This window comes from Rhodovulum sp. DZ06 (genome assembly GCF_050586345.1).
Lineage (GTDB): Bacteria > Pseudomonadota > Alphaproteobacteria > Rhodobacterales > Rhodobacteraceae > JBOCEF01.
Genome location: NZ_JBOCEF010000001.1, coordinates 109,889 through 130,406 on the forward strand (window position 1 = coordinate 109,889; position 20,518 = coordinate 130,406).

Annotated in this window: 23 protein-coding genes; 16 read left to right on the forward strand and 7 right to left on the reverse strand. The window is 70.3% G+C overall.

Annotated elements, in window-relative coordinates; all coding sequences use genetic code 11:
* Positions 1-43: 43 nt before the first annotated feature.
* Together pdxH and ACQ5SO_RS00455 are read left to right on the forward strand one after the other, a co-directional pair.
* Positions 44-685 carry a pyridoxamine 5'-phosphate oxidase gene (gene pdxH / locus ACQ5SO_RS00450; RefSeq protein ID WP_430939588.1) on the forward strand — a complete coding sequence of 214 codons (642 nt, stop codon included), beginning with the start codon at positions 44-46 and terminating at the stop codon, positions 683-685.
* A 272-nt stretch (positions 686-957) separates the two neighbouring features.
* Positions 958-1,092: a hypothetical protein gene (locus ACQ5SO_RS00455; protein WP_430939589.1), complete on the forward strand. Its 135-nt coding sequence runs from the start codon at positions 958-960 to the stop codon at positions 1,090-1,092.
* 94 nt (positions 1,093-1,186) lie between these two features.
* On the opposite strand, the gene ACQ5SO_RS00460 is transcribed toward ACQ5SO_RS00455, so the two are convergent.
* Positions 1,187-1,360 carry a hypothetical protein gene (locus ACQ5SO_RS00460; protein ID WP_430939590.1) on the reverse strand — a complete coding sequence of 58 codons (174 nt, stop codon included), beginning with the start codon at positions 1,358-1,360 and terminating at the stop codon, positions 1,187-1,189.
* Positions 1,361-1,733: 373 nt separating this feature from the next.
* Between ACQ5SO_RS00460 and ACQ5SO_RS00465 the strand changes: the two genes are divergently transcribed.
* The gene (locus ACQ5SO_RS00465; protein ID WP_430939591.1) at positions 1,734-2,468 is read left to right on the forward strand and encodes an SDR family NAD(P)-dependent oxidoreductase; all 735 of its coding nucleotides are present in this window, start codon (positions 1,734-1,736) and stop codon (positions 2,466-2,468) included.
* A gap of 87 nt (positions 2,469-2,555) precedes the next feature.
* On the opposite strand, the gene ACQ5SO_RS00470 is transcribed toward ACQ5SO_RS00465, so the two are convergent.
* Positions 2,556-3,482 carry a LysR substrate-binding domain-containing protein gene (locus ACQ5SO_RS00470; RefSeq protein ID WP_430939592.1) on the reverse strand — a complete coding sequence of 309 codons (927 nt, stop codon included), beginning with the start codon at positions 3,480-3,482 and terminating at the stop codon, positions 2,556-2,558.
* A gap of 349 nt (positions 3,483-3,831) precedes the next feature.
* Here ACQ5SO_RS00470 and ACQ5SO_RS00475 point away from each other — a divergent pair, with 349 nt between their 5' ends.
* The 7 genes from ACQ5SO_RS00475 (at position 3,832) to ACQ5SO_RS00505 (ending at position 10,155) form a co-directional block, all read left to right on the forward strand.
* Positions 3,832-4,920: an ABC transporter ATP-binding protein gene (locus tag ACQ5SO_RS00475; RefSeq protein WP_430939593.1), complete on the forward strand. Its 1,089-nt coding sequence runs from the start codon at positions 3,832-3,834 to the stop codon at positions 4,918-4,920.
* A 95-nt stretch (positions 4,921-5,015) separates the two neighbouring features.
* Positions 5,016-6,134, forward strand: a complete 1,119-nt coding sequence (locus ACQ5SO_RS00480; RefSeq protein ID WP_430939594.1) for an extracellular solute-binding protein — start codon at positions 5,016-5,018, stop codon at positions 6,132-6,134.
* A gap of 128 nt (positions 6,135-6,262) precedes the next feature.
* A complete protein-coding gene (locus tag ACQ5SO_RS00485; RefSeq protein ID WP_430939595.1) occupies positions 6,263-6,556 on the forward strand; it encodes a DUF1330 domain-containing protein in 294 nt (97 codons plus the stop codon).
* Positions 6,549-7,817: an ABC transporter permease gene (locus ACQ5SO_RS00490; RefSeq protein ID WP_430939596.1), complete on the forward strand. Its 1,269-nt coding sequence runs from the start codon at positions 6,549-6,551 to the stop codon at positions 7,815-7,817. Before ACQ5SO_RS00485 ends, ACQ5SO_RS00490 begins: the two co-directional genes overlap by 8 nt.
* Positions 7,818-7,824: 7 nt before the next feature.
* A complete protein-coding gene (locus ACQ5SO_RS00495) occupies positions 7,825-8,679 on the forward strand; it encodes an ABC transporter permease (protein ID WP_430939597.1) in 855 nt (284 codons plus the stop codon).
* Positions 8,679-9,482: a hypothetical protein gene (locus tag ACQ5SO_RS00500; RefSeq protein ID WP_430939598.1), complete on the forward strand. Its 804-nt coding sequence runs from the start codon at positions 8,679-8,681 to the stop codon at positions 9,480-9,482. Before ACQ5SO_RS00495 ends, ACQ5SO_RS00500 begins: the two co-directional genes overlap by 1 nt.
* A 112-nt stretch (positions 9,483-9,594) precedes the next feature.
* Positions 9,595-10,155 (forward strand): hypothetical protein, encoded by a 561-nt coding sequence (locus ACQ5SO_RS00505; protein WP_430939599.1) that lies wholly within the window; start codon positions 9,595-9,597, stop codon positions 10,153-10,155.
* Positions 10,156-10,227: 72 nt separating this feature from the next.
* Here ACQ5SO_RS00505 and ACQ5SO_RS00510 read toward each other — a convergent pair whose 3' ends face one another.
* The 5 genes from ACQ5SO_RS00510 to ACQ5SO_RS00530 form a co-directional block, all read right to left on the reverse strand.
* Complete coding sequence (locus ACQ5SO_RS00510; protein WP_430939600.1) at positions 10,228-10,875, reverse strand: hypothetical protein; 648 nt, start codon at positions 10,873-10,875, stop codon at positions 10,228-10,230.
* A 117-nt stretch (positions 10,876-10,992) separates the two neighbouring features.
* Positions 10,993-11,781, reverse strand: a complete 789-nt coding sequence (locus ACQ5SO_RS00515; RefSeq protein ID WP_430939601.1) for an SDR family NAD(P)-dependent oxidoreductase — start codon at positions 11,779-11,781, stop codon at positions 10,993-10,995.
* 2 nt (positions 11,782-11,783) lie between these two features.
* The gene (locus tag ACQ5SO_RS00520) at positions 11,784-12,824 is read right to left on the reverse strand and encodes a phosphotransferase family protein (protein ID WP_430939602.1); all 1,041 of its coding nucleotides are present in this window, start codon (positions 12,822-12,824) and stop codon (positions 11,784-11,786) included.
* Positions 12,825-12,865: 41 nt separating this feature from the next.
* Positions 12,866-13,396, reverse strand: coding sequence for a MaoC family dehydratase (locus ACQ5SO_RS00525; protein ID WP_430939603.1), 531 nt, complete (start codon positions 13,394-13,396; stop codon positions 12,866-12,868).
* Positions 13,396-14,220 (reverse strand): SDR family oxidoreductase, encoded by an 825-nt coding sequence (locus ACQ5SO_RS00530; protein WP_430939604.1) that lies wholly within the window; start codon positions 14,218-14,220, stop codon positions 13,396-13,398. Before ACQ5SO_RS00530 ends, ACQ5SO_RS00525 begins: the two co-directional genes overlap by 1 nt.
* Positions 14,221-14,433: 213 nt before the next feature.
* On the opposite strand from ACQ5SO_RS00530, the gene ACQ5SO_RS00535 reads away from it, so the two are divergent.
* From ACQ5SO_RS00535 to ACQ5SO_RS00560, 6 genes are all read left to right on the forward strand, one after another.
* The gene (locus ACQ5SO_RS00535; protein WP_430939605.1) at positions 14,434-15,159 is read left to right on the forward strand and encodes a TetR/AcrR family transcriptional regulator; all 726 of its coding nucleotides are present in this window, start codon (positions 14,434-14,436) and stop codon (positions 15,157-15,159) included.
* 80 nt (positions 15,160-15,239) lie between these two features.
* The gene (locus ACQ5SO_RS00540; protein WP_430939723.1) at positions 15,240-16,418 is read left to right on the forward strand and encodes an acyl-CoA dehydrogenase family protein; all 1,179 of its coding nucleotides are present in this window, start codon (positions 15,240-15,242) and stop codon (positions 16,416-16,418) included.
* Positions 16,419-16,971: 553 nt separating this feature from the next.
* Positions 16,972-17,571, forward strand: coding sequence for a DUF4082 domain-containing protein (locus ACQ5SO_RS00545; protein ID WP_430939606.1), 600 nt, complete (start codon positions 16,972-16,974; stop codon positions 17,569-17,571).
* Positions 17,572-17,872: 301 nt separating this feature from the next.
* Complete coding sequence (locus ACQ5SO_RS00550) at positions 17,873-18,463, forward strand: DUF4082 domain-containing protein (protein ID WP_430939607.1); 591 nt, start codon at positions 17,873-17,875, stop codon at positions 18,461-18,463.
* Between the two features lie 179 nt (positions 18,464-18,642).
* Positions 18,643-19,341, forward strand: coding sequence for an HAD family hydrolase (locus ACQ5SO_RS00555; protein WP_430939608.1), 699 nt, complete (start codon positions 18,643-18,645; stop codon positions 19,339-19,341).
* Positions 19,342-19,369: 28 nt separating this feature from the next.
* Positions 19,370-20,401: an alcohol dehydrogenase catalytic domain-containing protein gene (locus ACQ5SO_RS00560; RefSeq protein WP_430939609.1), complete on the forward strand. Its 1,032-nt coding sequence runs from the start codon at positions 19,370-19,372 to the stop codon at positions 20,399-20,401.
* Positions 20,402-20,518: the final 117 nt, after the last annotated feature.

Below are 20,518 nucleotides of genomic sequence, written 5' to 3' on the forward strand. Positions count from 1 at the left end.
CGCCCCGTCGCGGGCGGCGGACCGAACCCAGGAGGGCCGCGCCATGATCCAGGAAACCGAAACCCGCAAGGGCAAGTTCGCGGGCGACGATCCGTTCGCCCTCGCCGCCGCCTGGCTTAAGGACGCCGCCGCGTCGGAGATCAACGATCCCAACGCCATGGCCCTCTCGACCGTCGACGAAGGCGGGCTGCCGGACGTGCGCATGGTGCTGCTGAAGGACATCGAGCCCGCCGCCGCGGACGGGACCGGCGGGGCCTTCGTGTTCTACACCAATTACGGCTCCGCCAAGGCCATGCAGATCGACGCCGCGGGCAAGGCCGCCGGGGTCATGCACTGGAAATCCCTGCGCCGCCAGGTCCGCTTCCGCGGGGTGGTGGAGAAGGAGGACGGCCCGCAGGCGGATGACTACTACGCCTCGCGCTCGCTGCCCTCGCGGCTCGGGGCCTGGGCGTCGAGGCAGTCGCAGCCGCTGTCCTCGCGCCAGGCGCTGATGGCCGAGGTGGCGAAGGTCTCGGCCCGCCACCTTCTGAACCCGCCGCGCCCGCCCTATTGGGGCGGCTTCCGCATCCGCCCGCTGGAGATCGAGTTCTGGGCGGATGGCGAGCACCGGCTGCATGACCGGTTCAAGTGGCGGCGGGAGGACCCGGCCGGGGCCGACTGGACGGTGCAGCGCCTCAACCCCTGACGCGCCCCCGCGCCGCCGCCGCATGGATGAGCGGCGGCGCAACCTTGCGTTCATGCCTGTTCGGTTACGCAGGTTGATCCGCGCCTTTTCTGTCGGAGGCCCGGGCGCGCGCAGCTGCGCGCAGGCGTGTTCGTGTTCGGGGAGCCAGGCGTATGGGCGAAGAGAGCGTATCGCGGATCATCGGGATCCCGCCGGGGGAAGCGCCCCGTCCAGCCGTCCCTCCCACGCCCGCGCGCCGCGCCCGGCGCGCGCTGGCGGATCGCCGCGGGGCGGTGACCATCGACTGGGTGGTGCTGACCGCCGCGCTGGTGGTGCTGGTCTTCGGCATCGTCGGCTCGCTCAGCGACGAATTCGACCAGATCTGGGACGACATGTGGATCTTCGTCGACGACAACACCGGGTTCTGACGCGCCGGGCTCAGGCCCGGGGCGCGCGGCCCCGGCCCGCCGGGCGCGGGCCCGGGCGGGCGGGGGCGCCGTGCGCACGCGCCGCGGGATGGCGTCAGATCATGTCGAAGCTGGCGGCCACGCCGAGCGCGAGCAGCGCGACGGCGCAGAGCGCGGCGCTGTTGCGCAGGATGCGCCAGGCGCCGGTCGCCTCGCCATGTTTCGCGCCAACCTGCTCGGGCGCCTCGGGGTCGACGTCGTAAAGGCCCTTGGGAACCTTGCGGGTCATGTCTGCGTCCTTTCGGTTCAATGCATGTCGTTCGGGCGCGGCCGCCGCGCCGGGAGGCGGGGCGCCGTCACCGCTTGGTTCGCGGCGCGGCGCCGCGCGGATCGCCTTGGGGCGCGCACGATCGCTCACCGCTGCGTGAGGTCGCGCGTCCCCGCGCCCGCCTCCGCCGCGCCCCCGCGCCTGCCCCCGCCGCGCCCCCGCCCCCGCCGCACCTGCGGCCCCGCCGCGCCTGCGGGCGCTTGCAACCCGCCGCCGCCTCGCGCCCAATGCGCGCACGCCGCGACTCGCCGCCCCCCGGCGGCCCGGCCCGCGCGCCCTTCCCCCGACCGGGGGCGGCGCCCCGGCCCCTCCCGCCGCCCGAAGGACTTCGACCATGCCCGACCGCAAGACCCTCCTGCTGACCGGCGCCAGCCGGGGCATCGGCCACGCCACCGTCAAGCGCTTCTCCTCGGCCGGGTGGCGGGTCATCACCTGCTCGCGCCATCCCTTCCCCGAGGATTGCCCGTGGGAGATGGGCCCCGAGGACCACATCCAGGTCGACCTCTCGGACCCGCAATCGACCATGGCGGCGGTGGCCGAGGTGAAGTCGCGCCTCGCCTCGGGCAAGCTCGAGGCGCTGGTGAACAATGCCGGGATCTCGCCCAAGGGCGAGGGGGGCAGGCGGCTGAACACCATCGACACCGACCTGCGCGACTGGGGAAAGGTGTTCCATGTCAACTTCTTCGCCCCCGTGGTGCTGGCCCGCGGGCTGGCGGCGGAGCTGAAGGCGGCGCAGGGGGCGGTGGTCAACGTCACCTCCATCGCCGGGGCCCGCGTCCACCCCTTCGCCGGGGCGGCCTACGCGACGTCCAAGGCCGCGCTGGCGGCGCTGACGCGCGAGATGGCGCATGATTTCGGGCCGATGGGGGTGCGGGTGAACGCCATTGCGCCGGGCGAGATCGAGACCGCGATCCTGTCGCCGGGCACCGAGGACCTGGTGGCGGACATCCCCATGCGCCGCCTCGGCCGCCCCGAGGAGGTCGCGCGCACGATCTACTTCCTCTGCTCCTCCGAAAGCTCCTACGTCTCGGGGGTGGAGATCGAGATCAACGGCGGCCAGCACGTCTGAGGCCGTGCGGGGCGTCCGGGCCCTGAGAACGCGAAACGCCCCGCCTCCGCGCAGGAGGACGGGGCGTTTTCATGCCCGCCGCGCCGGTCAGGCGCGGCGGGCGGACTCGAGGCTCGCGACCGCGCCGTCGCCCCGGAAGGCCTCGGCCAGGTGGTCGATGAAGGCGCGCAGCTTGGGCTGCGGGAAGCGCCCCGGCGGGTAGACCGCGTGGATCCCCAGCGGCGGCGGGCAGGCCTCGGGCAGGACCGCCACCAGCGCGCCGGTTTCCAGCGCGTCGCCGAGGATGAAATCGGGGAACATGCCGATCCCGAGCCCGCCCTTGGCCGCCTGCAGCAGCGCGTCGCCGTTGTTCACCGTCAGCCGGCCCGTGGCGCGGATCTGCCGCTCGTTCCCGTTCGGGCCGAGCAGGCGCCAGAAATTGCCGGAGGAGAGGTTGGAGTAGTGCAGCAGCTCGTGGCTCGCCAGGTCCTGCAGGCTCGTCGGCATCCCGCGCCGGGCGATGTAGTCGGGCGAGGCCGCGAGATGCGTGCGCACGTCCCCCAGCCGCCGGGCGCGCAGGCTGCTGTCGGGCAGGTCGCCGACCCGGATCGCCATGTCGAATCCCTCGGCCACCAGCTCCACGAAACGGTCGTCGAGCACCATGTGCAGCGAGATGTCGGGATATTCGAGCAGGAAGTCCGGCACCGCCGGGGCGATGCGGCTGAGCCCGAGGCTGACCGGGGCCGAGACCCGCAGCTCGCCGCGCGGGGCCTCCTGCATCGCGGTGACCATCGCCTCGGCGTCCTCGGCCTCGGACAGCACCCGGATGGCGCGGTCATAGAAGGCCAGGCCGATCTCGGTCGGGCTGACACGCCGGGTGGTGCGGTTCAGCAGCCGCGCCCCCAGCCGGTCCTCGAGGGCCGCGACGTGCTTGGATATGGCGGATTTCGAAACGCCGAGCTTGCGCGCCGCGTCCGTGAACCCCCCTTGGTCCACCACGTTCACGAAAGCCTGCATTTCGTTCAGCCTGTCCATCGTTCAGATCGCTCCCCCACGGCCTCGCGGAAATTTCTCTTGCATGCCCGCGCGCCCCGGTTCAATCACCGCGTCCGCGCCCCGGCGCCGTCCGACTCAGCCCGAAGCAGGTGAGTCGCACGTCGTTCATTTTCCATACATGTAAATTGCGCCCGTTTCACGGTCGGCTTTTGACATTCCCATGACGGAGGCCGCGCACGGCCCTTTGCGCTCCGCTGAAAACGACCATGAGAGGATCGTTTCAGACCTCGGGACTCCTTGAAACACGGGGGTTGTGCCGCGCAGCATCACTGTGCTTAGCTTCGCGCTGTGAAGAGGCCAGAGAGCCCGCCGTGACAGGGAAAGCCGCATGACCAACCCCGAAGACGCCTTCGTGGCGTTTGAAAACGTGCAGAAGAGCTACGATGGCGAAACCCTCGTGGTGAAGGACCTCAACCTGTTCATCGGGAAGGGCGAGTTCCTGACGATGCTCGGCCCGTCGGGCTCCGGGAAGACCACCTGCCTCATGATGCTCGCCGGGTTCGAAACCGCGACCCATGGCGACATCAAGCTGGGCGGCAAGCCGATCAACAACATCCCGCCCCACAAGCGCGGTATCGGGATGGTGTTCCAGAACTACGCCCTGTTCCCGCACATGACCGTGGCCGAGAACCTCGCCTTCCCGCTGGAAGTCCGCAAGATGGGCAAGGCGGAGATCGAGGAGAAGGTCAAGCGCGCCCTCGACATGGTGCAGATGGGCGATTTCGGCGGCCGCCGTCCCGCCCAGCTTTCGGGCGGTCAGCAGCAGCGCATCGCGGTGGCCCGCGCGCTGGTGTTCGACCCCGAGCTGGTGCTGATGGACGAGCCGCTCGGCGCCCTCGACAAGCAGCTGCGCGAGCAGATGCAGTTCGAGATCAAGCATATCCACGACCGCCTCGGCGTCACCGTGGTCTACGTGACCCATGACCAGTCCGAGGCGCTGACGATGTCGGACCGCGTCGCCGTGTTCAACGACGGCCGGATCCAGCAGCTCGCCCCCCCGAACGTGCTCTACGAACAGCCGGAAAACAGCTTCGTGGCGCAGTTCATCGGCGAGAACAACACGCTCGACGCCAAGGTGATCGGCATGGACGGCGACAAGGCCACCGTGCAGTTCGCCAATGGCGAGACGGCCACCGCGCTGGCCGTCAACTGCGGCGGCGTCGGCCAGGCCACGCGCCTGTCCCTGCGCCCCGAGCGTGTCGAGGTGGGCGCCCAGCCCGACTTCAACTCCGTCACCGGCAAGGTGCTGGAGCAGATCTATCTCGGCGACCACATCCGCGTGCGCATGTCCGTGCACGGGAATGAGGAATTCGTCGTGAAGGTCCCGAATTCCTCGCACCACGCGCAGCTCGCGGTCGGTCAGACGACCGAGCTGAGCTGGCGGTACGAGGACTGCCGCGCGCTCGACGCGGCGTGACGACCGGCGCCGGACGGAGGGAAGCGGGCCGCGGCAAGACGGTCCGCCCTCCGGCGTCGATGAAACAACGAACCAAGTCCAACAGGAGTGACCCCATGAAAATCGCTCGCCTTCTCGGCGCCTCGGCCATCGTCGCCGTGTCCGCCCCCGCCTTCGCCGCGGATGAACTGCCGGCCTGCGAAAACTGCGCCGACGAAATGACCATCGTGTCCTGGGGCGGCGCCTACTCGAACTCCCAGATGCAGGCCTATCACAAGCCCTACATGGAGAAGACCGGCGTCACGATCGTGAACGACGAGTCCTCGAACGAGGCGGTCGCCAAGCTGCGCGCCATGTCCGAGGCCGGCAACGTGACCTGGGACGTCGTGGACGTCGTGGCCTCCGACGCCATGCGCCTGTGCGACGAGGGCCTCGCGCGCCCGATCGACCCGGCGACCGAGCTGGCCGCCGCGCCCGACGGCACCCCGGCGGCCGAGGACTTCGGCGAGCTGATGGTCTCCGAGTGCTTCATCCCGCAGATCGTCTACTCGACCACCGTGGGCTACCGCACCGACGCCTTCTCCTCGAAGCCCGACAGCATCTGCGCGATCTTCGACACCGAGGGCTTCCCGGGCAAGCGGTCGCTGGAGAAGCGCCCGATCAACAACATGGAGTGGGCGCTGCTGTGCGACGGCGTCGCCAAGGACGAGATCTACGACGTTCTGGAGACGGACGAGGGCCAGGCCCGCGCCTTCGCCAAGCTCGACACCATCAAGGACTCGGTCGTGTGGTGGTCCGCCGGCGCCGAGACCCCGCAGCTGCTCGCCGACGGCGAAGTGGTGATGGGCTCGACCTATAACGGCCGTCTCTTCGCCCTGATCGAGGAGCAGAAGCAGCCCGTCGCGATGCTCTGGGACGCCCAGATGTTCGACCTCGACGGCTGGATCATCCCGGCCGGCCTGTCGGAAGAGCGCCTGAACCGCGCCCTGCACTACATCAAGTTCGCGACCGACACCCAGCGCCTCGCCGACCAGGCCGCCTACATCTCCTACGGCCCGGCCCGCAAGTCCTCGGCCCCGCTGGTCGGCAAGCACGCCGAGCTCGGCATCGACATGGCCCCGCACATGCCGACCGACCCGGCCAACGCCACCAACACCTTCCTCTACAACTACGAGTGGTGGGCGGATTACCGCGACGACCTGGACGCCAAGTTCCAGGCCTGGCTCGCGCAGTGACCAGGGGGTCAGTGATCGAGGGGTCGGGGATCCCGGCCTGAACGACCAGGGGGCCCGCCGCGGGCGGGCCCCCTTCTCTTTTCCCGGGCCCGGGGGGGAACGGGAACGCAACGCGGCGGCGAGGGGCGATGGCCAAGGGATACTGGATCGGACATGTCGACATCTCGGACCCCGGGGCCTACGCGGCCTACGTGGCCGGGAACAACGAGATCCTGCCGAAATACGGCGGCCGGTTCATCGTCCGGGGCGGCGAGATGCAGATCGTGGAAGGCGCCATGCGCGGCCGCCACGTGGTGATCGAGTTCCCCAGCTACGCCCAGGCCCTGGCGGCCTACAATTCTCCCGAATACCGCGAAAACATGAAGATCCGGCTGCCCGCGGGCGAGGCCGACCTTACGATCGTCGAGGGATATGATGGCTGACGCTTCTTCCACCGCGGAAATGCTCGCCGCAGACGGGACCCCGCTGCGCAAGTCGCTGGCGCGGGCCGAGCGGGCGTTGCGCATCCGCGCCTTCCTGCTGGTGCTGCCGCTGCTGGCCTTCATCCTGTTCAGCTTCATCCTGCCGATCGGCGACATGCTGCTGCGCTCGGTCGAGAACCAGATCGTCTCCGACACGCTGCCGCGCACCGTCGTGGCGCTGGACGGCTGGGAGGCCGAGGGCGACGCCCCGCCGCCCGAGCCGGTGTTCGAGGCGTTCTACGCCGACATGCAGGACGCGGTGGCGGCCAAGATCCACACCCGCCTCGGGTCCCGCCTGAACTACGAGCAGTCGGGCATGTCCTCGCTGTTCCGCAAGACCAACAGCCGGCGCCTCGGGCGGATCGACCCGGCCGAGCCGCTGGGCCCGCAATTCGCGAAGATCGACGAGGACTGGGGCACGGCCGCGCCGTGGAAGGTGATCCAGACCTTCTCGCCGAACTACACCCCGGGCTATTTCCTCGCCGCCGTCGACAAGCAGCTGACCCCGGACGGGATCGAGAGCGTGTCGGATTTCGAGGCGATCTACATCAAGCTGTTCTGGCGCACGATGGTGCTGTCGGTGACGATCACCTTCACCACGCTGCTGCTGGGCTATCCCATCGCGTGGTTGCTGGCGAACCTGCCGATGCGCAGCGCGAACCTGATCATGATCCTCGTGCTGCTGCCGTTCTGGACCTCGCTGCTTGTCCGCACTTCCTCCTGGAAGGTGCTGCTGCAGGAGCAGGGGGTGATCAACGACTTCCTGGTCTGGACCGGGATCATCTCGGACGCCGGGCGGCTGGTGATGATCAACAACCAGACCGGCACCATCATCGCGATGACGCATATCCTGCTGCCCTTCATGATCCTGCCGCTCTACTCGGTCATGAAGACGATCCCGCCGAGCTACCTGCGCGCGGCGAAATCGATGGGCGCGACCGACTGGACGGCGTTCTGGCGGGTGTATTTCCCGCAGAGCGTGCCGGGCATCGGCGCGGGGGCGATCCTCGTGTTCATCCTGGCCATCGGCTACTACATCACGCCCGAACTGGTCGGCGGCACCTCGGGCACCTTCATCTCGAACCGGATCGCCTACCACATCTCCAGCTCCTTGAACTGGGGCCTGGCGGCCGCGCTCGGGTCCATCCTGCTGGCCCTGGTCCTGGTGCTCTATTACATCTACGACCGCATCGTCGGCATCGACAACGTGAAGCTGGGGTGACCTGACAATGAGCGCTCTTCCTCCCTACGCCTCGACCGGCCAGCGGGCCTGGTATTACGGGTTCCGCGTGATCTGCGCCGCGATCCTGTTCTTCCTGATCTTCCCGATCCTGGTGATCATCCCGCTGTCGTTCAACGCGCTGCCGTATTTCACCTTCACGCCGGGGATGCTGGCGTTCGAGGCGGATGCGTACAGCACCGAGCACTACGTGGACTTCTTCACCAACTCGGACTGGCAGCTGGCGCTGGCGAACTCGTTCAAGATCGCGCCGGCGGCGACGCTGCTGTCGGTCTCGCTCGGCACGCTCGCGGCCATCGGCCTGTCCTCCGGCAAGATGCCGTTCAAGGGCGCGGTGATGGCGATCCTGATCTCGCCGATGATCGTGCCGCTGATCATCTCGGCCGCGGGCATGTACTTCTTCTACTCCCGCGTCGGGCTGGCCGGCACCTACTGGGGCGTCGTGCTGGCGCATGCCGCCCTCGGCACGCCCTTCGTCATCATCACCGTGACCGCGACGCTGGTGGGCTTCGACCGCTCGCTGACCCGGGCGGCGGCGAACATGGGCGCGGACCCGGTGACCACCTTCTTCAAGGTGCAGATGCCGCTGATCCTGCCCGGCGTGATCTCGGGCGGCCTGTTCGCCTTCATCACCTCCTTCGACGAGGTGGTGGTGGTGCTGTTCCTCGGCTCGGCCGCGGAGAAGACGCTGCCCTGGCAGATGTTCACCGGCCTGCGCGAGCAGATCTCTCCGACCATCCTGGCGGTGGCGACGATCCTGGTCAGCATCTCGATCCTTCTGCTGCTGACGCTGGAGATCCTCAGGCGGCGGTCCGAGCGGCTGCGGGGCATGAGCCCCGGCTGATGCGCGCCCGCCTGATTTCGCGGGTCCTTCCCGCGCTGCTTTGCGCCCCGGCGATCTTCGCCGGGGCGTCCCTGTCCGCGGGGGCGGCCCATGCCGGGGGCGGCTGCCCCTCGGGCGCCGGGATCCGCGCGGCGGTCTGCGGCGATGCGGGGCGGGTGGAGATCCTGCTGATGCCCGGCGACCTCGCGCTTCTCGACGCCGGGCCCGCGGGGGCGGTGAGCGTGACGGGCGCCTATACCGGCGCCGGGGTGCGCGACAGCGGCGACGGGCCGAAGCCCGTCGGCGTGTTCATCGCGCGGGGAGAGCGGATCTCGCTGGAATTGGCGCGCATGGACGGGCTGCTGGTCGCGGGCGCCGACGGGCGCGCGCGGATTTCCACGGTCAGCGATGCGCGGATCGGCGCGGAGGCGTTCGACCTGCGGGACCTTGCGGGCCGGGTGGCCTTCGCGAAGGCGGCCGAGGCGGCGGGCGCCTCGGCGTTGCAATCGCACCTGCTGATCCGGGACGGCGCGCTGGACCTGCGCGAGGTGGAGGGCGCCCCGACGGCGCGGCGGCGGATCCTGTTCCAGGCGGCCTCGGGCGATCTCGCGATCTGGGAGAGCGGCGGGGCGCGGACGCTCTACGCCGCGGCGGTGGAGCTCCAGGCCGCGCACGCCCCGGTCATGGCGCTGAACCTCGACATGGGCGGGCATGATTTCTGCGAGGAGGCCCGCGACGGCCATCCCCGCTCCTGCGGGATCGTCGGGCGGGGCGAGCAGATGGCCAAGCTGTCGAACCTGGTGCGGCTGGTCCCGGCGCCGTGACGCTGCGGCGCCTCTTCGACACCGAGACCTCAACCATGACGGCGAGCAGGTCTTCCTGCCCCGCGCCTGCCTGGCCGAGGCGCTGGCGATCCTGGCGCTCGAGGGGAGCGGGATGTCGCCCGAGGACCCCGACATCGCCCGGTTCCGCGACATCGGCCTGGCGGCGGGCGAGCCGTGGTTCATCCAGTCGGCCTGGGTCCCCGCGGGCTTGCCCGATGCCGAGGCCGACGACTGGGTCGCCGCCCGGATCATCGAGAAGGCGGGGCGCGGCGATCCGGGCGCGCGCTACCTTCGGGCGGTGCGCGCGGACCTGCACCGGCGGACCGGGACGCCGGATTTCGCGCCGTATCGCATGCCGCGGGACGCGCTCCGCGCGGAACTCCTCGCGCTCGCCCGGATGGGGCATCACGCGCCGATGCACCGGATCGGGCAGGGCGTCTTGCTGGACGCGGGGGACTGGGCGGGGATCGCGACGCGGCGGGAAGCGGCGCGGTTCTTCGGCCGCGCGGCCCTTCTGGGCAACTATTGCGCCCTGCGCGCGCTGCGGGACTCGCCCGTCCGCGCCGAGGTCCTCGCCGCCCTGACGGCGGAGGAGGCCGGGGACATCGCGGACTGGTGGGCGCGGCTGAAGGACGGGCCCGACCAGGACGCGGATTTCCTGACCTCCTGGTAACGCGCCCGCAGACGCGCAAACGCCCGCGCCGGTTCCCCGGCGCGGGCGCTTTCCGTCTGGCGGCGCGGGCGCTCAGCCCCGGCGGCGCAGCAGCCCGAGACCCGCGAGCGCGGCGGCCAGCAGCGGGGCAGCGGCGGGGACCGGCACGTCCGACACGATCAGCGCCTCGGCGATCGTGAAATTGCCGAACAGCTCGTTGTCTTGGGTGCCCACGGTCTCGGTCACCCGGATCTCGTTGAAGCTCTGCGCGAAGGCGATGCCGATGAAATCCAGCGCATTGTCGTCCGGCGAGATGGTGGCCGAGCCGACCAGCGTGCCGCCGTTGAAGGCGCTGATCTCGAAGCTGCTGTCGACGCAGGGGGTGACGTTGCAGCCGTCCAGGGTGACCGTTGAGGTCGGCTCGTGGATGTCCATGCCGAAGCCGCCGACCAGGCCGCCGAAGCTGATGATGAAGTTCTCGGGGCCGCTGATCGCCAGCTCATTGGTCAGCAGGGAGCTGAAGCTCTCGGAAAAGCCGAGCGAGGTGGCGCCGGTATGGACGCTGAAGGTCACGCCGCCGACGGCCTGGCTCGCCGCGAAGCCGGTGGCGGCGGGCGCGAGGTCGGCGGTCCCGGTCACCGCGGCTTCGAACGCGGCGCGGTCGGTGAAGGTCAGGGCCGTGGCCGGGGCCGCGAGGGCGCAGAGAAGCGCGGCGGCGGCGGCGGAGCGCAGGAACGTCATGGGAATCCCCCTCTGGAAATGCGGGGAAACCCTAGGCCGATCCCGGGTGTTCATCAATCATCAAGGGCGCGGCAGGCCCCCGCCCGCCGCGCCCCTTGCCTGCGCCGGCGCGCGCCGTCAGACCGAGGTCACGCCGCCGTCGATGGCGATGGCCTGGCCGGTCATGAAGCCGTTCTCGGGCGACCCGGCCCAGAGGATCGCCTGCGCGACCTCCTCGGGGGTGCCGAGGCGGCGCATCGGCACGCCGCGCACCACGTGGGCCTCGGCCTGCTCGGGGGACAGCCCGTCATTGGCCACGCTCGCGTCGATCCCGGCCTGCACCATGGCGGTGCGGGCGAAGGCGGGGCAGATGGCGTTCACCCGGATCCCGCGCCGCGCGTATTCGGCGGCGGCCGAGCGGGTCAGCCCCACCACCCCGTGCTTGGCGGCGGAATAGGCCGAGATCAGCGGCGCGCCCGCGATCCCCGCCAGCGAGGCGAGGTTGACGATGGCGGCGGGTTTGCCCGTCTCGCGGTACCGCTTCTCCATCGAGGGGATCTGCGCCTGCATGGCCCAGAGGACGGCCAGCAGGTCGACCTCGATCACCTTGCGGGCCACGTCCTTGTCCACGTCCGGCACCCGCCAGTGCGGATGCGCGATCCCGGCATTGTTGATGGCCACATCGACGCCGCCCCAGGCGTCCTCGGCGGTCTTCACCAGCCGCTCGTGCAGCGCCGGGTCGCAGACGTCGCCCGCGATGCAGATCGTCTCGCACTCCAGCCCCCGCGCCAGGTCGTCGAGCTTGCCCTGGTCGAGATCGGTGAGCAGCAGCTTGGCGCCCTGCGCGGCCAGCATGTTCGACACGGCGACGCCGAAGCCCCCGGTCGCGCCCGTCAGAAGAACGCCAAGTCCCGTATACGCGCCCATCCTCAGGCCTCCTTGTCGATAAGGTCGCAGCCGAGGCGGGCCATCTGCGGCACCGCCTTGCCATAGGTCATCGCCTTCTCCGGCTGGCTCGCGTTGCCGTCCAGGGCGCGCTTGTAGACGCCCTGTATGATGGCGGCGAAGCGGAACACGCTGAAGGCCAGGTAGAAGGCCCAGTTCGGGATGCCGTCGATGCCGCGCCGCTCGCAGTATTTCGCGACATAGGCTTCCTCGACCGGCAGGCCGGTGCCCTCGCGCGGGACCCCGCCCAGCCCGCGGAACGAGGCGGAGTAGGGCAGGCGCCAGTTCATGCACTGGTAGCCGAGATCGGCATAGGGATGGCCGAGCGTCGACAGCTCCCAGTCCAGCACGGCGAGCGCCCGCGGCTCGGTCTTGTGCATCATCACGTTGTCGAGGCGGTAGTCGCCGTGGACGAGGCTGACCTGCCCGTCATCCTCGGGCTCGTTGTTCTCGAGCCAGGCGATCAGCCGGTCCATCTCGGGGATCGGCTCGGTCTCCGAGGCGCGGTACTGCTTGGTCCAGCGGTTCAGCTGCCGGGCGAAATAGCTGCCGGGCTTGCCGTAGTCTTCAAGGCCCGCGGCCTTGATGTCCACGTCGTGCAGCGCGGCCAGCGTTTCATTGAGCGAATCGTAGACCGCGGCCTGGTCCTCGGGGGACAGCTCCTGCACCCGCGGGTCCCAGAACACCCGGCCGTCGAGATGCTCCATCAGGTAGAACTGGCGGCCGATCGGGCTGTCCTCGCCCTCCTCCGACAGGTGCAGCATCTTCGGCACCGGCACGGCGGTTCCGGCCAGCGCCGACATCACCCTGAACTCCCGATCCACCATGTGGGCGGATTTCAGCAGCTTGCCCGGGGGCTTGGCGCGCAGCACGTAATCCCCGCTCTCGGCCTTCAGCCGGAAGGTGGGGTTGGACTGTCCGCCGGAAAATTTCTCATAGCCCTGCAGCCCCTTGAAGCCCGCGACATGGGCTTCGAGATAGGGGCCGAGCACCGCTTCATCGAGCGTGGCCGCCGCGTTGGACATGCCTGTTCCTCCCTGTTTCCTTGGCGTGCGCCGGGGCCCCCTCAGGCCCCGAGGCTCGCATGGGTCAGCCAGCGCGCCTTCAGCGCCGGGCGGCCGCCATTCGCGACCTCCTGCCCCTCGATCTCCACGATCACGTCGTAACCGACGACGAAGCCGGTCTCGCCTCGCCGCTCGGCGGTCGCCAGCGCCAGGCGCCCGCGCACGCGGGACCCCACCGGCACGGGGGTGATCATCCGCACCGCGTCGACGCCGTAATTCAGCCCCAGCGTCGCGCCCTTGACGGCGGGCATGACCTGGTAGCCGAACTGCGACAGCAGGCTGAGCGTGTAGAACCCGTGCGCGATGGTCCCGGGCAGGGGGGTCTCCGCCCGAGTCCGCTCGGGGTTCACATGCACGAAGTTCACGTCATGGGTGGAGACGGCGAAGGCGTCGACCGCCTCCTGCGTCACCTCGATCCAGTCCGAGACGCCGATCTCCTCGCCGATATGGGCGCCGAATTCCTCCGGCGCCCAGGCGGGGACGTCCCGGGCGCGGGGATCGTAATCCTCGAAGCCGCCGGGGGTGAGGGCCATCAGTGCAGGCCCTTCTCGAACAGGTTGCCGCCGGTGACGACGCCGAGCCCGCCGTCGAGCGGCAGGATGCAGCCGGTGGTGTAGGCGCCGGCCTTCGAGCACAGGAACAGCGACGCGCCCTGGATGTCCGACGGGATGCCGATGCGCCCGAGCGGGACGTCCGAGCCGACCGCGGCGGCCTGCTCGTCCGAGGCGGTGGCGAAGGCGGTCATGTTCGACTGGAACGGCCCCGGCGCGAAGGCGTTGACGGTGAAGCGGCGCGGGGCCAGCTCTTTCGCCAGGATCTTCGTGAGGTGGTGCACCGCGGCCTTGGAGGCGGAGTAGGAATAGGCCCCGTCGCCCAGCGGCCAGTGGCCCATGACGGAGCCGAGGTTGATCACCCGCGCAGGGTCTTCATCCGTCGCGGTCTCGGTCATGATCGGCATCAGCGCCTGGGTCAGGTCGAACAGGCCCGCGACGTTGACGTTCATCACCTTGTCGAAGCCGAAGCGGGGGAACTTGCCCAGCTCGGCGCCCCAGGTGATGCCGGCGTTGTTGAACAGGATGTGGAGCTTGTCGGTGCGGGACGCGACCTCGGCCGCCAGCGCCTGCACGCCCTCGGCCGTGCCGACGTCGCCGCCGAAGCCCTCGACCTTGCCCGCCGGGCCTTCCGCGTTGATCTCGTCCGCGACGCGGGCGCAATCCTCGCCCTTGCGCGACGCGATCAGCACCCGGGCGCCGCCATGGGCGAGGCCGGTGGCGATCATCCGCCCGATGCCGGTGGCGCCGCCGGTGACCAGCGCGGTCTTGCCGTGCACGCCGAACATGTCGTCGAGATAGCTCATGGGTCCTGTTCCCTCCCTGGGCGCCCCGGCGCGCCGGGGATGGCGCGGCGCGTGGCGGAATTCCGTGTCGCCGCCGCGCGCGCCCCTTCGGACGGGGGCGGTTCGGCAGGCGGCGGGCAGCTTGCTGCGGATCGTCTGACGATTCAAGTCTTGCCAACCTACCGGGTAGTATGTAGCCTTCCCCTCGACCGCACAAGACCGGATGCCGCAGCCATGACCGCCCCCCGTCCCGCCCCGCAGACCGACGCCGCCGCCCCCCGGGCGGGCGCGTCCGGCGCGTCCGGGCAGGGGGATGCGGCGCGCCCCGATCCGCGGCCCGACCCGCGCCCCGATCCGCGGACCGAGATCCTGCACGCCGCCGCCAACTGCTTCATGGCGCGCAGCTTCAACGCCACGTCCATCGACGACGTGGCCCGCGCCATGGGGGCCACCAAGGGGCGCGTCTATCACTACTGGCGCTCCAAGCTGGACCTGTTCCTCGACGTCGTGCGCCTCAGCCTCGACCTGATCTACGACAAGGTGGCGGCGGCCGAGGGCGAGGGCGCCCCGGAAGCGCGCATGGCCCGGATGGCCCGCGCCCATGTCGCCTCGATCCTTGAGGACCGGCCCTTCCACCGCTGCGCCCTGCAGGGCGTGGACATGCACCTGCGCGGCGCCGCGACGCCCGAACAGCGCGAGGCGCTGCTGGGCATCATCGCCCTGCGCGACCGGCACGAGGCGCTGTTCCTGCGGGTGCTGCAGGAAGGCCAGGCGGCGGGCGTCTTCGCCGCCTCGGACCCGCGCCTGACCGTGCGCGCGATGATGTCCGGCATGAACAGCCCCGTGTTCTGGTACCGCCCCCGCACGGGCGAGACCGACGCGGACCGGGCAAGAATAATCGATGAAATCGCCGCCTTCGCCCTGCGCGGGCTGGGCTGCGCAGACTGGGAGGAAAACTGATGTCAGAAGAGCTGCCGAACGGCCCGATGAGCCTCGGCGTCACCGACAAGGTGCGCCCGATCCTCGAGAAGGTCACGAAGATGATCAAGGAGGACATCGAACCCGCGTCCGAGGAGTTCGAGTCCCTCATCGGCGCCGAGGGCGACCGCTGGTCCTACACCGCGCGCCAGACCGAGATCCTGGAAGGGCTCAAGCAGAAGGCGAAGGACCAGGGTCTCTGGAACTTCTGGCTGACCGATTCCGAGCGCGGCTACGGCCTGTCGACCGTCGAATACGCCTATCTCGCCGAGCAGATGGGCAAGGCGCATCTCGGGGCCGAGACCTTCAACTGCTCCGCCCCCGACACCGGCAACATGGAAGTGCTGGAGCGCTACGGGAACGACGAGCACAAGGAAAAGTGGCTCAAGCCCCTGCTGAACGGCGAGATCCGCTCGGCCTACCTGATGACCGAACCGGGCGTGGCCTCCTCGGACGCCACCAACATGCGCATGTCCTGCGTGCGCGACGGCGACGAGTACGTGCTGAACGGCGAGAAATGGTGGTCCTCGGGCGCCGGCGACCCGCGCTGCAAGGTCTACATCACCATGGTGTACACCCCCGACGCCAACCGCCCGCGGCACCAGCAGCACTCGATGATCCTGGTCGACGCGGACACCCCCGGCGTCACCAAGCTGCGCGCGATGGAGGTGTTCGGCAACGATGACGCCCCCCATGGCCACCTGCACCTGAAGTTCGAGAACGTGCGCGTTCCGGCCGAGAACCTGCTTCTGGGCGAGGGCCGCGGCTTCGAGATCAGCCAGGGGCGGCTTGGCCCGGGCCGCATCCACCACTGCATGCGCGCCATCGGCCAGGCCGAGAAGGCGCTGGAGCTGATGTGCAAGCGGTCGCTCGAGCGCGAGGCCTTCGGCAAGAAGCTCGCCCAGCTCGGCGCCAACTACGACATCATCGCCGAGTGCCGGATGGAGATCGAGCAGGCCCGCCTGCTGTGCCTGAAGGCCGCCTGGATGATGGACCAGGGCGACCCGCGCGCGGCCGCGCCGTGGATCTCGCAGATCAAGGTCGTCGCCCCGCGCGTCGCGCTGAAGGTGACGGACGAGGCGATGCAGATGTTCGGCGGCGCGGGCATGTCCCAGGACACCCCGCTGGCGAAAAGCTGGACCCACCTGCGCACCCTGCGCCATGCCGACGGCCCCGACGCGGTGCACCGCCGCCAGGTCGCCCGCAAGGAGCTGCGCAAGTACACCCAGGAAAAGGTCTGACCCCCTTGGCCTGACCTTGCGGCCCGCGCCAGGCGGGCCGCCGCGCCCCCGCCCCGCGCGGGGGAAAGGGATCGGGCGGCGGCCCCCGTCGCCGCCCGCAGCAGACGCGGAAGACCGGGGGGATGGGAGAGGCGGGCCGGGCCGGGTTCCGCCGCCCCCGCCCTCCAGGCCCCCGGGCCGACGCGCCGTTTTCCCGAGCGGCGCTTCGGGGGCGCCTTCCGCGCCGGCGTCGGTTGGAACGTCCTCCTCCGACCGGGCGCCGCGCGTCCGCCCGCTTTCTTGCCGCGCGGGCGGCGCGCATGGCCGTCATGCCGGGCGACTCAGGCCCCGGCGGATGGCGGAAAGGGGCGGCTCGGCGGAGCCGCCCCTTTCTTGCGTTCGGGCGGCCGGCCGCACGCGCGGGGGGGGCATCCCGGCCCGCTGCACACGCCGCGCGCGAAAAGATGGCGCACGCCCTGCGTTCAGGCTGCAAGCGCGCAACGCGGCGCGGGTTTGTCTTCGTATTTCGATGCGCCTGTTCTGGGTTCAGGCATCGTTTAACACGGGGCGATCCATGAATTTCTTCGTCAAGCTCTCCGCCGCCGCCGCCGTCGCGACGGTCGCCTTCGCGCCGTTGCAGGCCGGCGCCGTCACCTATGCCCTGGACGGCGCCGCGCCGAGCAGCATCGGCCCCGACGCCTTGAACTACCAGCTCGGCTGGGAATTCATCGCCAACCAGGACCTTTCGGTCGTCGAGATGGGCTTCTATTCCGAGGCCGCGCGCACCCGCACCGTCACGCTGTGGGACATCGGGGGGGCGGTCCTCGGGTCGGTCGACGTGACCGCGACGGGCGCCGGGTGGTTCTACGGGACCCTGTCCTCGCCCATCGCGCTGACGGCGGGGAGCAGCCATGTCGCCTCCTACTCCTATCTCAACGGCGACCACGTGTATGGCCTCAACGCGCCGGTGACGGCGCCCGAGGTGAGCTACGTTCAGGCGCGCTGGGGCGTGAACAACGCCTTCCCGACCAATCTGCAGGGCAGCTTCGCCTACCCGGCCGATATCGGCTTCGAGGCCGCCCCGTCCGCCGACGTGCCGCTGCCCGCCGCGGCGCCGCTGGCGGTCCTCGGCATGGCCGCGCTGGGCTTCGCGGCGCGCCGCCGCAAGGGCTGAGCGCTTCCCGGCGCAGCGCGAAGGGGCGGCCCGCCTGGGCCGCCCCTTTTGCATGCGTGGAGAAGGGTTTTCGCGGCCTTTCCGGGCGTCTGGCCATGGTGGGGCAGGGGCGCGCGGGCCCTGCATGCATCCACCCGGCGGGGCTTTCGACGCGGGGCGCAAACTTTCACTACTGGTTCAGCCTAAAACCGGTTTAAGACATGTGTACGTCTCCCCTCCCCATGGGGGCGTGCGTTCATCGTTTTCGTATGCGTCCCGCCTGCGCCGGTTGCGCGGGCGTCAGAATCAAGGATTTCGCGTCTTGCGCTTCACCGTTTCCGCGGCCGCCATGCTGGCCGCCCTCGCCCTTCCGGGCGCCGCTTCCGCCATCTCCATGACCCAGACCGGCCTCGGCGAAGTCGCCGCCGATGGCGCGGGCACCGATTCCGACGAGTACGGCTGGCGCTTCACCGCCAATGCCGACCTGCTGGTGACCGAGCTGGGCTTCTTCGCCTCCACCCCCGCCACCGGGTTCATGAACCTGTGGGATGCGTCCACCCAGTCGCTGATCACCACCGTGACCGCGACCGCGACGGCTACCGGCTGGATCTGGGGAGAGGTCGCCAGCCCCGCGCTGCTGACCGAGGGCGACAGCTATGTCGTCTCGTTCAACGCGGGCTCCAACAACGCCTCCTACGTGGCGGATGGCGGCTACAGCGTGAATTCGCTGCTGACCTTCGAAGGCACCTTCTTCAACGGGTTCGAGGGGGTGTACCCGTCGATCGCGACGACCGGGGGCATCTTCCTCGCCGACATCGCCTTCCAGGTGGTGGACACCCCGCTGCCGGGCGCCGCGGGCTTCGCCCTGCTCGGCCTCGGCGCGCTGGGCCTGGTCGGCCGCCGCAAGGCCTGAGCCGCGCCGAATCGCGCGCAGAAACAGGGGCGGTCCCGCGCGGGGCCGCCCCTTTTTCGCGCCCGTCCGGCCCTTGCGAAACGCTATTTCAAAAAAGTATCCACCTCCCCCCACGTCGCCCTTGCGCCGTCCCGCCGCGCCTGAAACTCTGCCCGCCGCAACAGGCCGGATCGGGGGAGATGATGGCGATCAAGGCGCTTGGCTTCGACGCCGACGACACGCTCTGGCACAACGAGAGCATCTTCCGCGTGACCCAGTCGCGGTTCACGGCGCTGCTCGGCGACCATGCCGGGGAGGAGGACGTGGTCGCGCGGCTGGTCGAGGCCGAGCGGCGCAACCTGGCGTTCTACGGCTACGGGGTGAAGGGCTTCACCCTGTCGATGATCGAGACCGCCCATGCCGTCTGCGGCGACGACCTGCCCCCGGCGGCGGTGCGCGAGATCCTCGATTACGGGCGCGAGATGCTGACCCATCCCGTCGACTGCCTGCCCGGCGCGGCCGAGGCGCTGGCGGCGCTGGCCCCGGATCACGAGATGATCCTGATCACCAAGGGCGACCTGTTCGACCAGGAGCGCAAGCTGGCGCAGTCCGGCCTCGGCGACCTGTTCGACGCGGTGGAGATCGTGTCCGAGAAGACCGCCGCCACCTACCTGTCCGCCTTCGCCCGCCACGGCGTCGGTCCCGAATCCGCGCTGATGACCGGGAATTCGCTGAAATCCGACGTGATCCCCGCGCTCGAGGCCGGGGCCTGGGGGGTGCACATCCCCTATCACGTCACCTGGGCGCACGAGATGGCGCCGGAGCCGGTGGGGCGCCCGCGCTACCGCGCGCTGGACCGCATCGACGCGCTGCCCGCATTGATCGAGGGGCTGGCCTGACCGGCCCCCGGAAAGAATGGGAGAGAGCATGACCCTGCCTGCCACGATGAAGGCGCTGATCCAGCGCCATGACGGCTATGCCGACACCTCGACCGGCCTGGAGCTGGCCGATGCCGGCGAATGGATGGAGCTGGGCGAGGTCCCGGTCCCGACCCCCGGCCCGGGCCAGGCGCTGGTGCGCGTGGCGCTGTCGCCGGTGAACCCGTCGGACGTGCATTTCCTGAAGGGCGAATACGGCCAGCCGCGCCGCAAGGGGAGCCCGGCGGGGTTCGAGGCCTGCGGCGAGGTGGTCGCCGCGGGCGAGGGCGCCGAGGGGCTGGTGGGCAAGCGGGTGGCCTTCGTCGCCACCGCTTCGGGGACCTGGGCTGAATACGCGCTGACCGACGGGGCGATGTGCATCCCCCTGATCGACGGGGTGCGGGACGAGGACGGCTCGGCCCTGATCGTCAACCCGCTGACGGCGCTGGCGATGTTCGACATTCCGCGCCAGCAGGGCTGCGCCTTCGTGGCGACGGCGGCGGGCTCGCAGCTCGGCAAGCTGCTGGCGGGGCTGTCGAAGGACCATGACGTGCCGATGATCGCCGTGGTGCGCCGCCAGGCCGTGGCCGACCAGGTGGCGGCGCTGGGCGCGCGCGTCGCGCTGGCCACCGAGGACCCGGAGTTCCAGGCCAAGTTCGCCGCCGCGTGCAAGGAGCTGAAGCCGCGGGTGCTGCTCGACGCCGTGGGTGACCAGGTCACCGCCGACATGTTCTTCGCCATGCCCAACCACACCCAGTGGATCAGCTACGGCAAGATCGCGACCGAGCCGCCGGCGCTGACGCAGATGGGCCAGTTCATCTTCACCGGCAAGACCATCGGCGGCTTCTGGCTGTCCAAGTGGCTGAAGGAGGCCCCGGCCGACCGGCGCATGGCGGTTGTGGGCGAGGCGCTGCAGCGTTTCGCCTCCGGCGCCTGGGGCATCGACGAGGCCGCGCGCCTGTCGCTTGACGAGGCCGTGGGCGGCTTCGCCGAGGCCTGGGGCAAGGGCGGCGGCAAGGTGTTCATCGCGCCGGGCGCCTGAGCCGCGCCGCGCCCCGCCGGGGGCGCCGGTCGATCCATGGGGCCGGGGGCGGGACGTCCCCGGCTTTACACCGTCAAGTTCCGCTTGCGCTCGGCCCCCCGCGGTGGTTGAGTGCGG

Coding starts and splice junctions, on each gene's coding strand:
- ACQ5SO_RS00530 (WP_430939604.1), bottom strand. CDS start 14,220: ATGAGCTATCTCGACGACATGTTCGGCGTGCACGGCAAGACCGCGCTG.
- ACQ5SO_RS00555 (WP_430939608.1), top strand. CDS start 18,643: ATGATGGCGATCAAGGCGCTTGGCTTCGACGCCGACGACACGCTCTGG.
- ACQ5SO_RS00460 (WP_430939590.1), bottom strand. CDS start 1,360: ATGACCCGCAAGGTTCCCAAGGGCCTTTACGACGTCGACCCCGAGGCG.
- ACQ5SO_RS00485 (WP_430939595.1), top strand. CDS start 6,263: ATGGCCAAGGGATACTGGATCGGACATGTCGACATCTCGGACCCCGGG.
- ACQ5SO_RS00470 (WP_430939592.1), bottom strand. CDS start 3,482: ATGGACAGGCTGAACGAAATGCAGGCTTTCGTGAACGTGGTGGACCAA.
- ACQ5SO_RS00560 (WP_430939609.1), top strand. CDS start 19,370: ATGACCCTGCCTGCCACGATGAAGGCGCTGATCCAGCGCCATGACGGC.
- ACQ5SO_RS00490 (WP_430939596.1), top strand. CDS start 6,549: ATGGCTGACGCTTCTTCCACCGCGGAAATGCTCGCCGCAGACGGGACC.
- ACQ5SO_RS00500 (WP_430939598.1), top strand. CDS start 8,679: ATGCGCGCCCGCCTGATTTCGCGGGTCCTTCCCGCGCTGCTTTGCGCC.
- ACQ5SO_RS00520 (WP_430939602.1), bottom strand. CDS start 12,824: ATGTCCAACGCGGCGGCCACGCTCGATGAAGCGGTGCTCGGCCCCTAT.
- ACQ5SO_RS00495 (WP_430939597.1), top strand. CDS start 7,825: ATGAGCGCTCTTCCTCCCTACGCCTCGACCGGCCAGCGGGCCTGGTAT.
- ACQ5SO_RS00465 (WP_430939591.1), top strand. CDS start 1,734: ATGCCCGACCGCAAGACCCTCCTGCTGACCGGCGCCAGCCGGGGCATC.
- ACQ5SO_RS00540 (WP_430939723.1), top strand. CDS start 15,240: ATGATCAAGGAGGACATCGAACCCGCGTCCGAGGAGTTCGAGTCCCTC.
- ACQ5SO_RS00545 (WP_430939606.1), top strand. CDS start 16,972: ATGAATTTCTTCGTCAAGCTCTCCGCCGCCGCCGCCGTCGCGACGGTC.
- pdxH (WP_430939588.1), top strand. CDS start 44: ATGATCCAGGAAACCGAAACCCGCAAGGGCAAGTTCGCGGGCGACGAT.
- ACQ5SO_RS00525 (WP_430939603.1), bottom strand. CDS start 13,396: ATGGCCCTCACCCCCGGCGGCTTCGAGGATTACGATCCCCGCGCCCGG.
- ACQ5SO_RS00480 (WP_430939594.1), top strand. CDS start 5,016: ATGAAAATCGCTCGCCTTCTCGGCGCCTCGGCCATCGTCGCCGTGTCC.
- ACQ5SO_RS00515 (WP_430939601.1), bottom strand. CDS start 11,781: ATGGGCGCGTATACGGGACTTGGCGTTCTTCTGACGGGCGCGACCGGG.
- ACQ5SO_RS00510 (WP_430939600.1), bottom strand. CDS start 10,875: ATGACGTTCCTGCGCTCCGCCGCCGCCGCCGCGCTTCTCTGCGCCCTC.
- ACQ5SO_RS00505 (WP_430939599.1), top strand. CDS start 9,595: ATGTCGCCCGAGGACCCCGACATCGCCCGGTTCCGCGACATCGGCCTG.
- ACQ5SO_RS00535 (WP_430939605.1), top strand. CDS start 14,434: ATGACCGCCCCCCGTCCCGCCCCGCAGACCGACGCCGCCGCCCCCCGG.
- ACQ5SO_RS00475 (WP_430939593.1), top strand. CDS start 3,832: ATGACCAACCCCGAAGACGCCTTCGTGGCGTTTGAAAACGTGCAGAAG.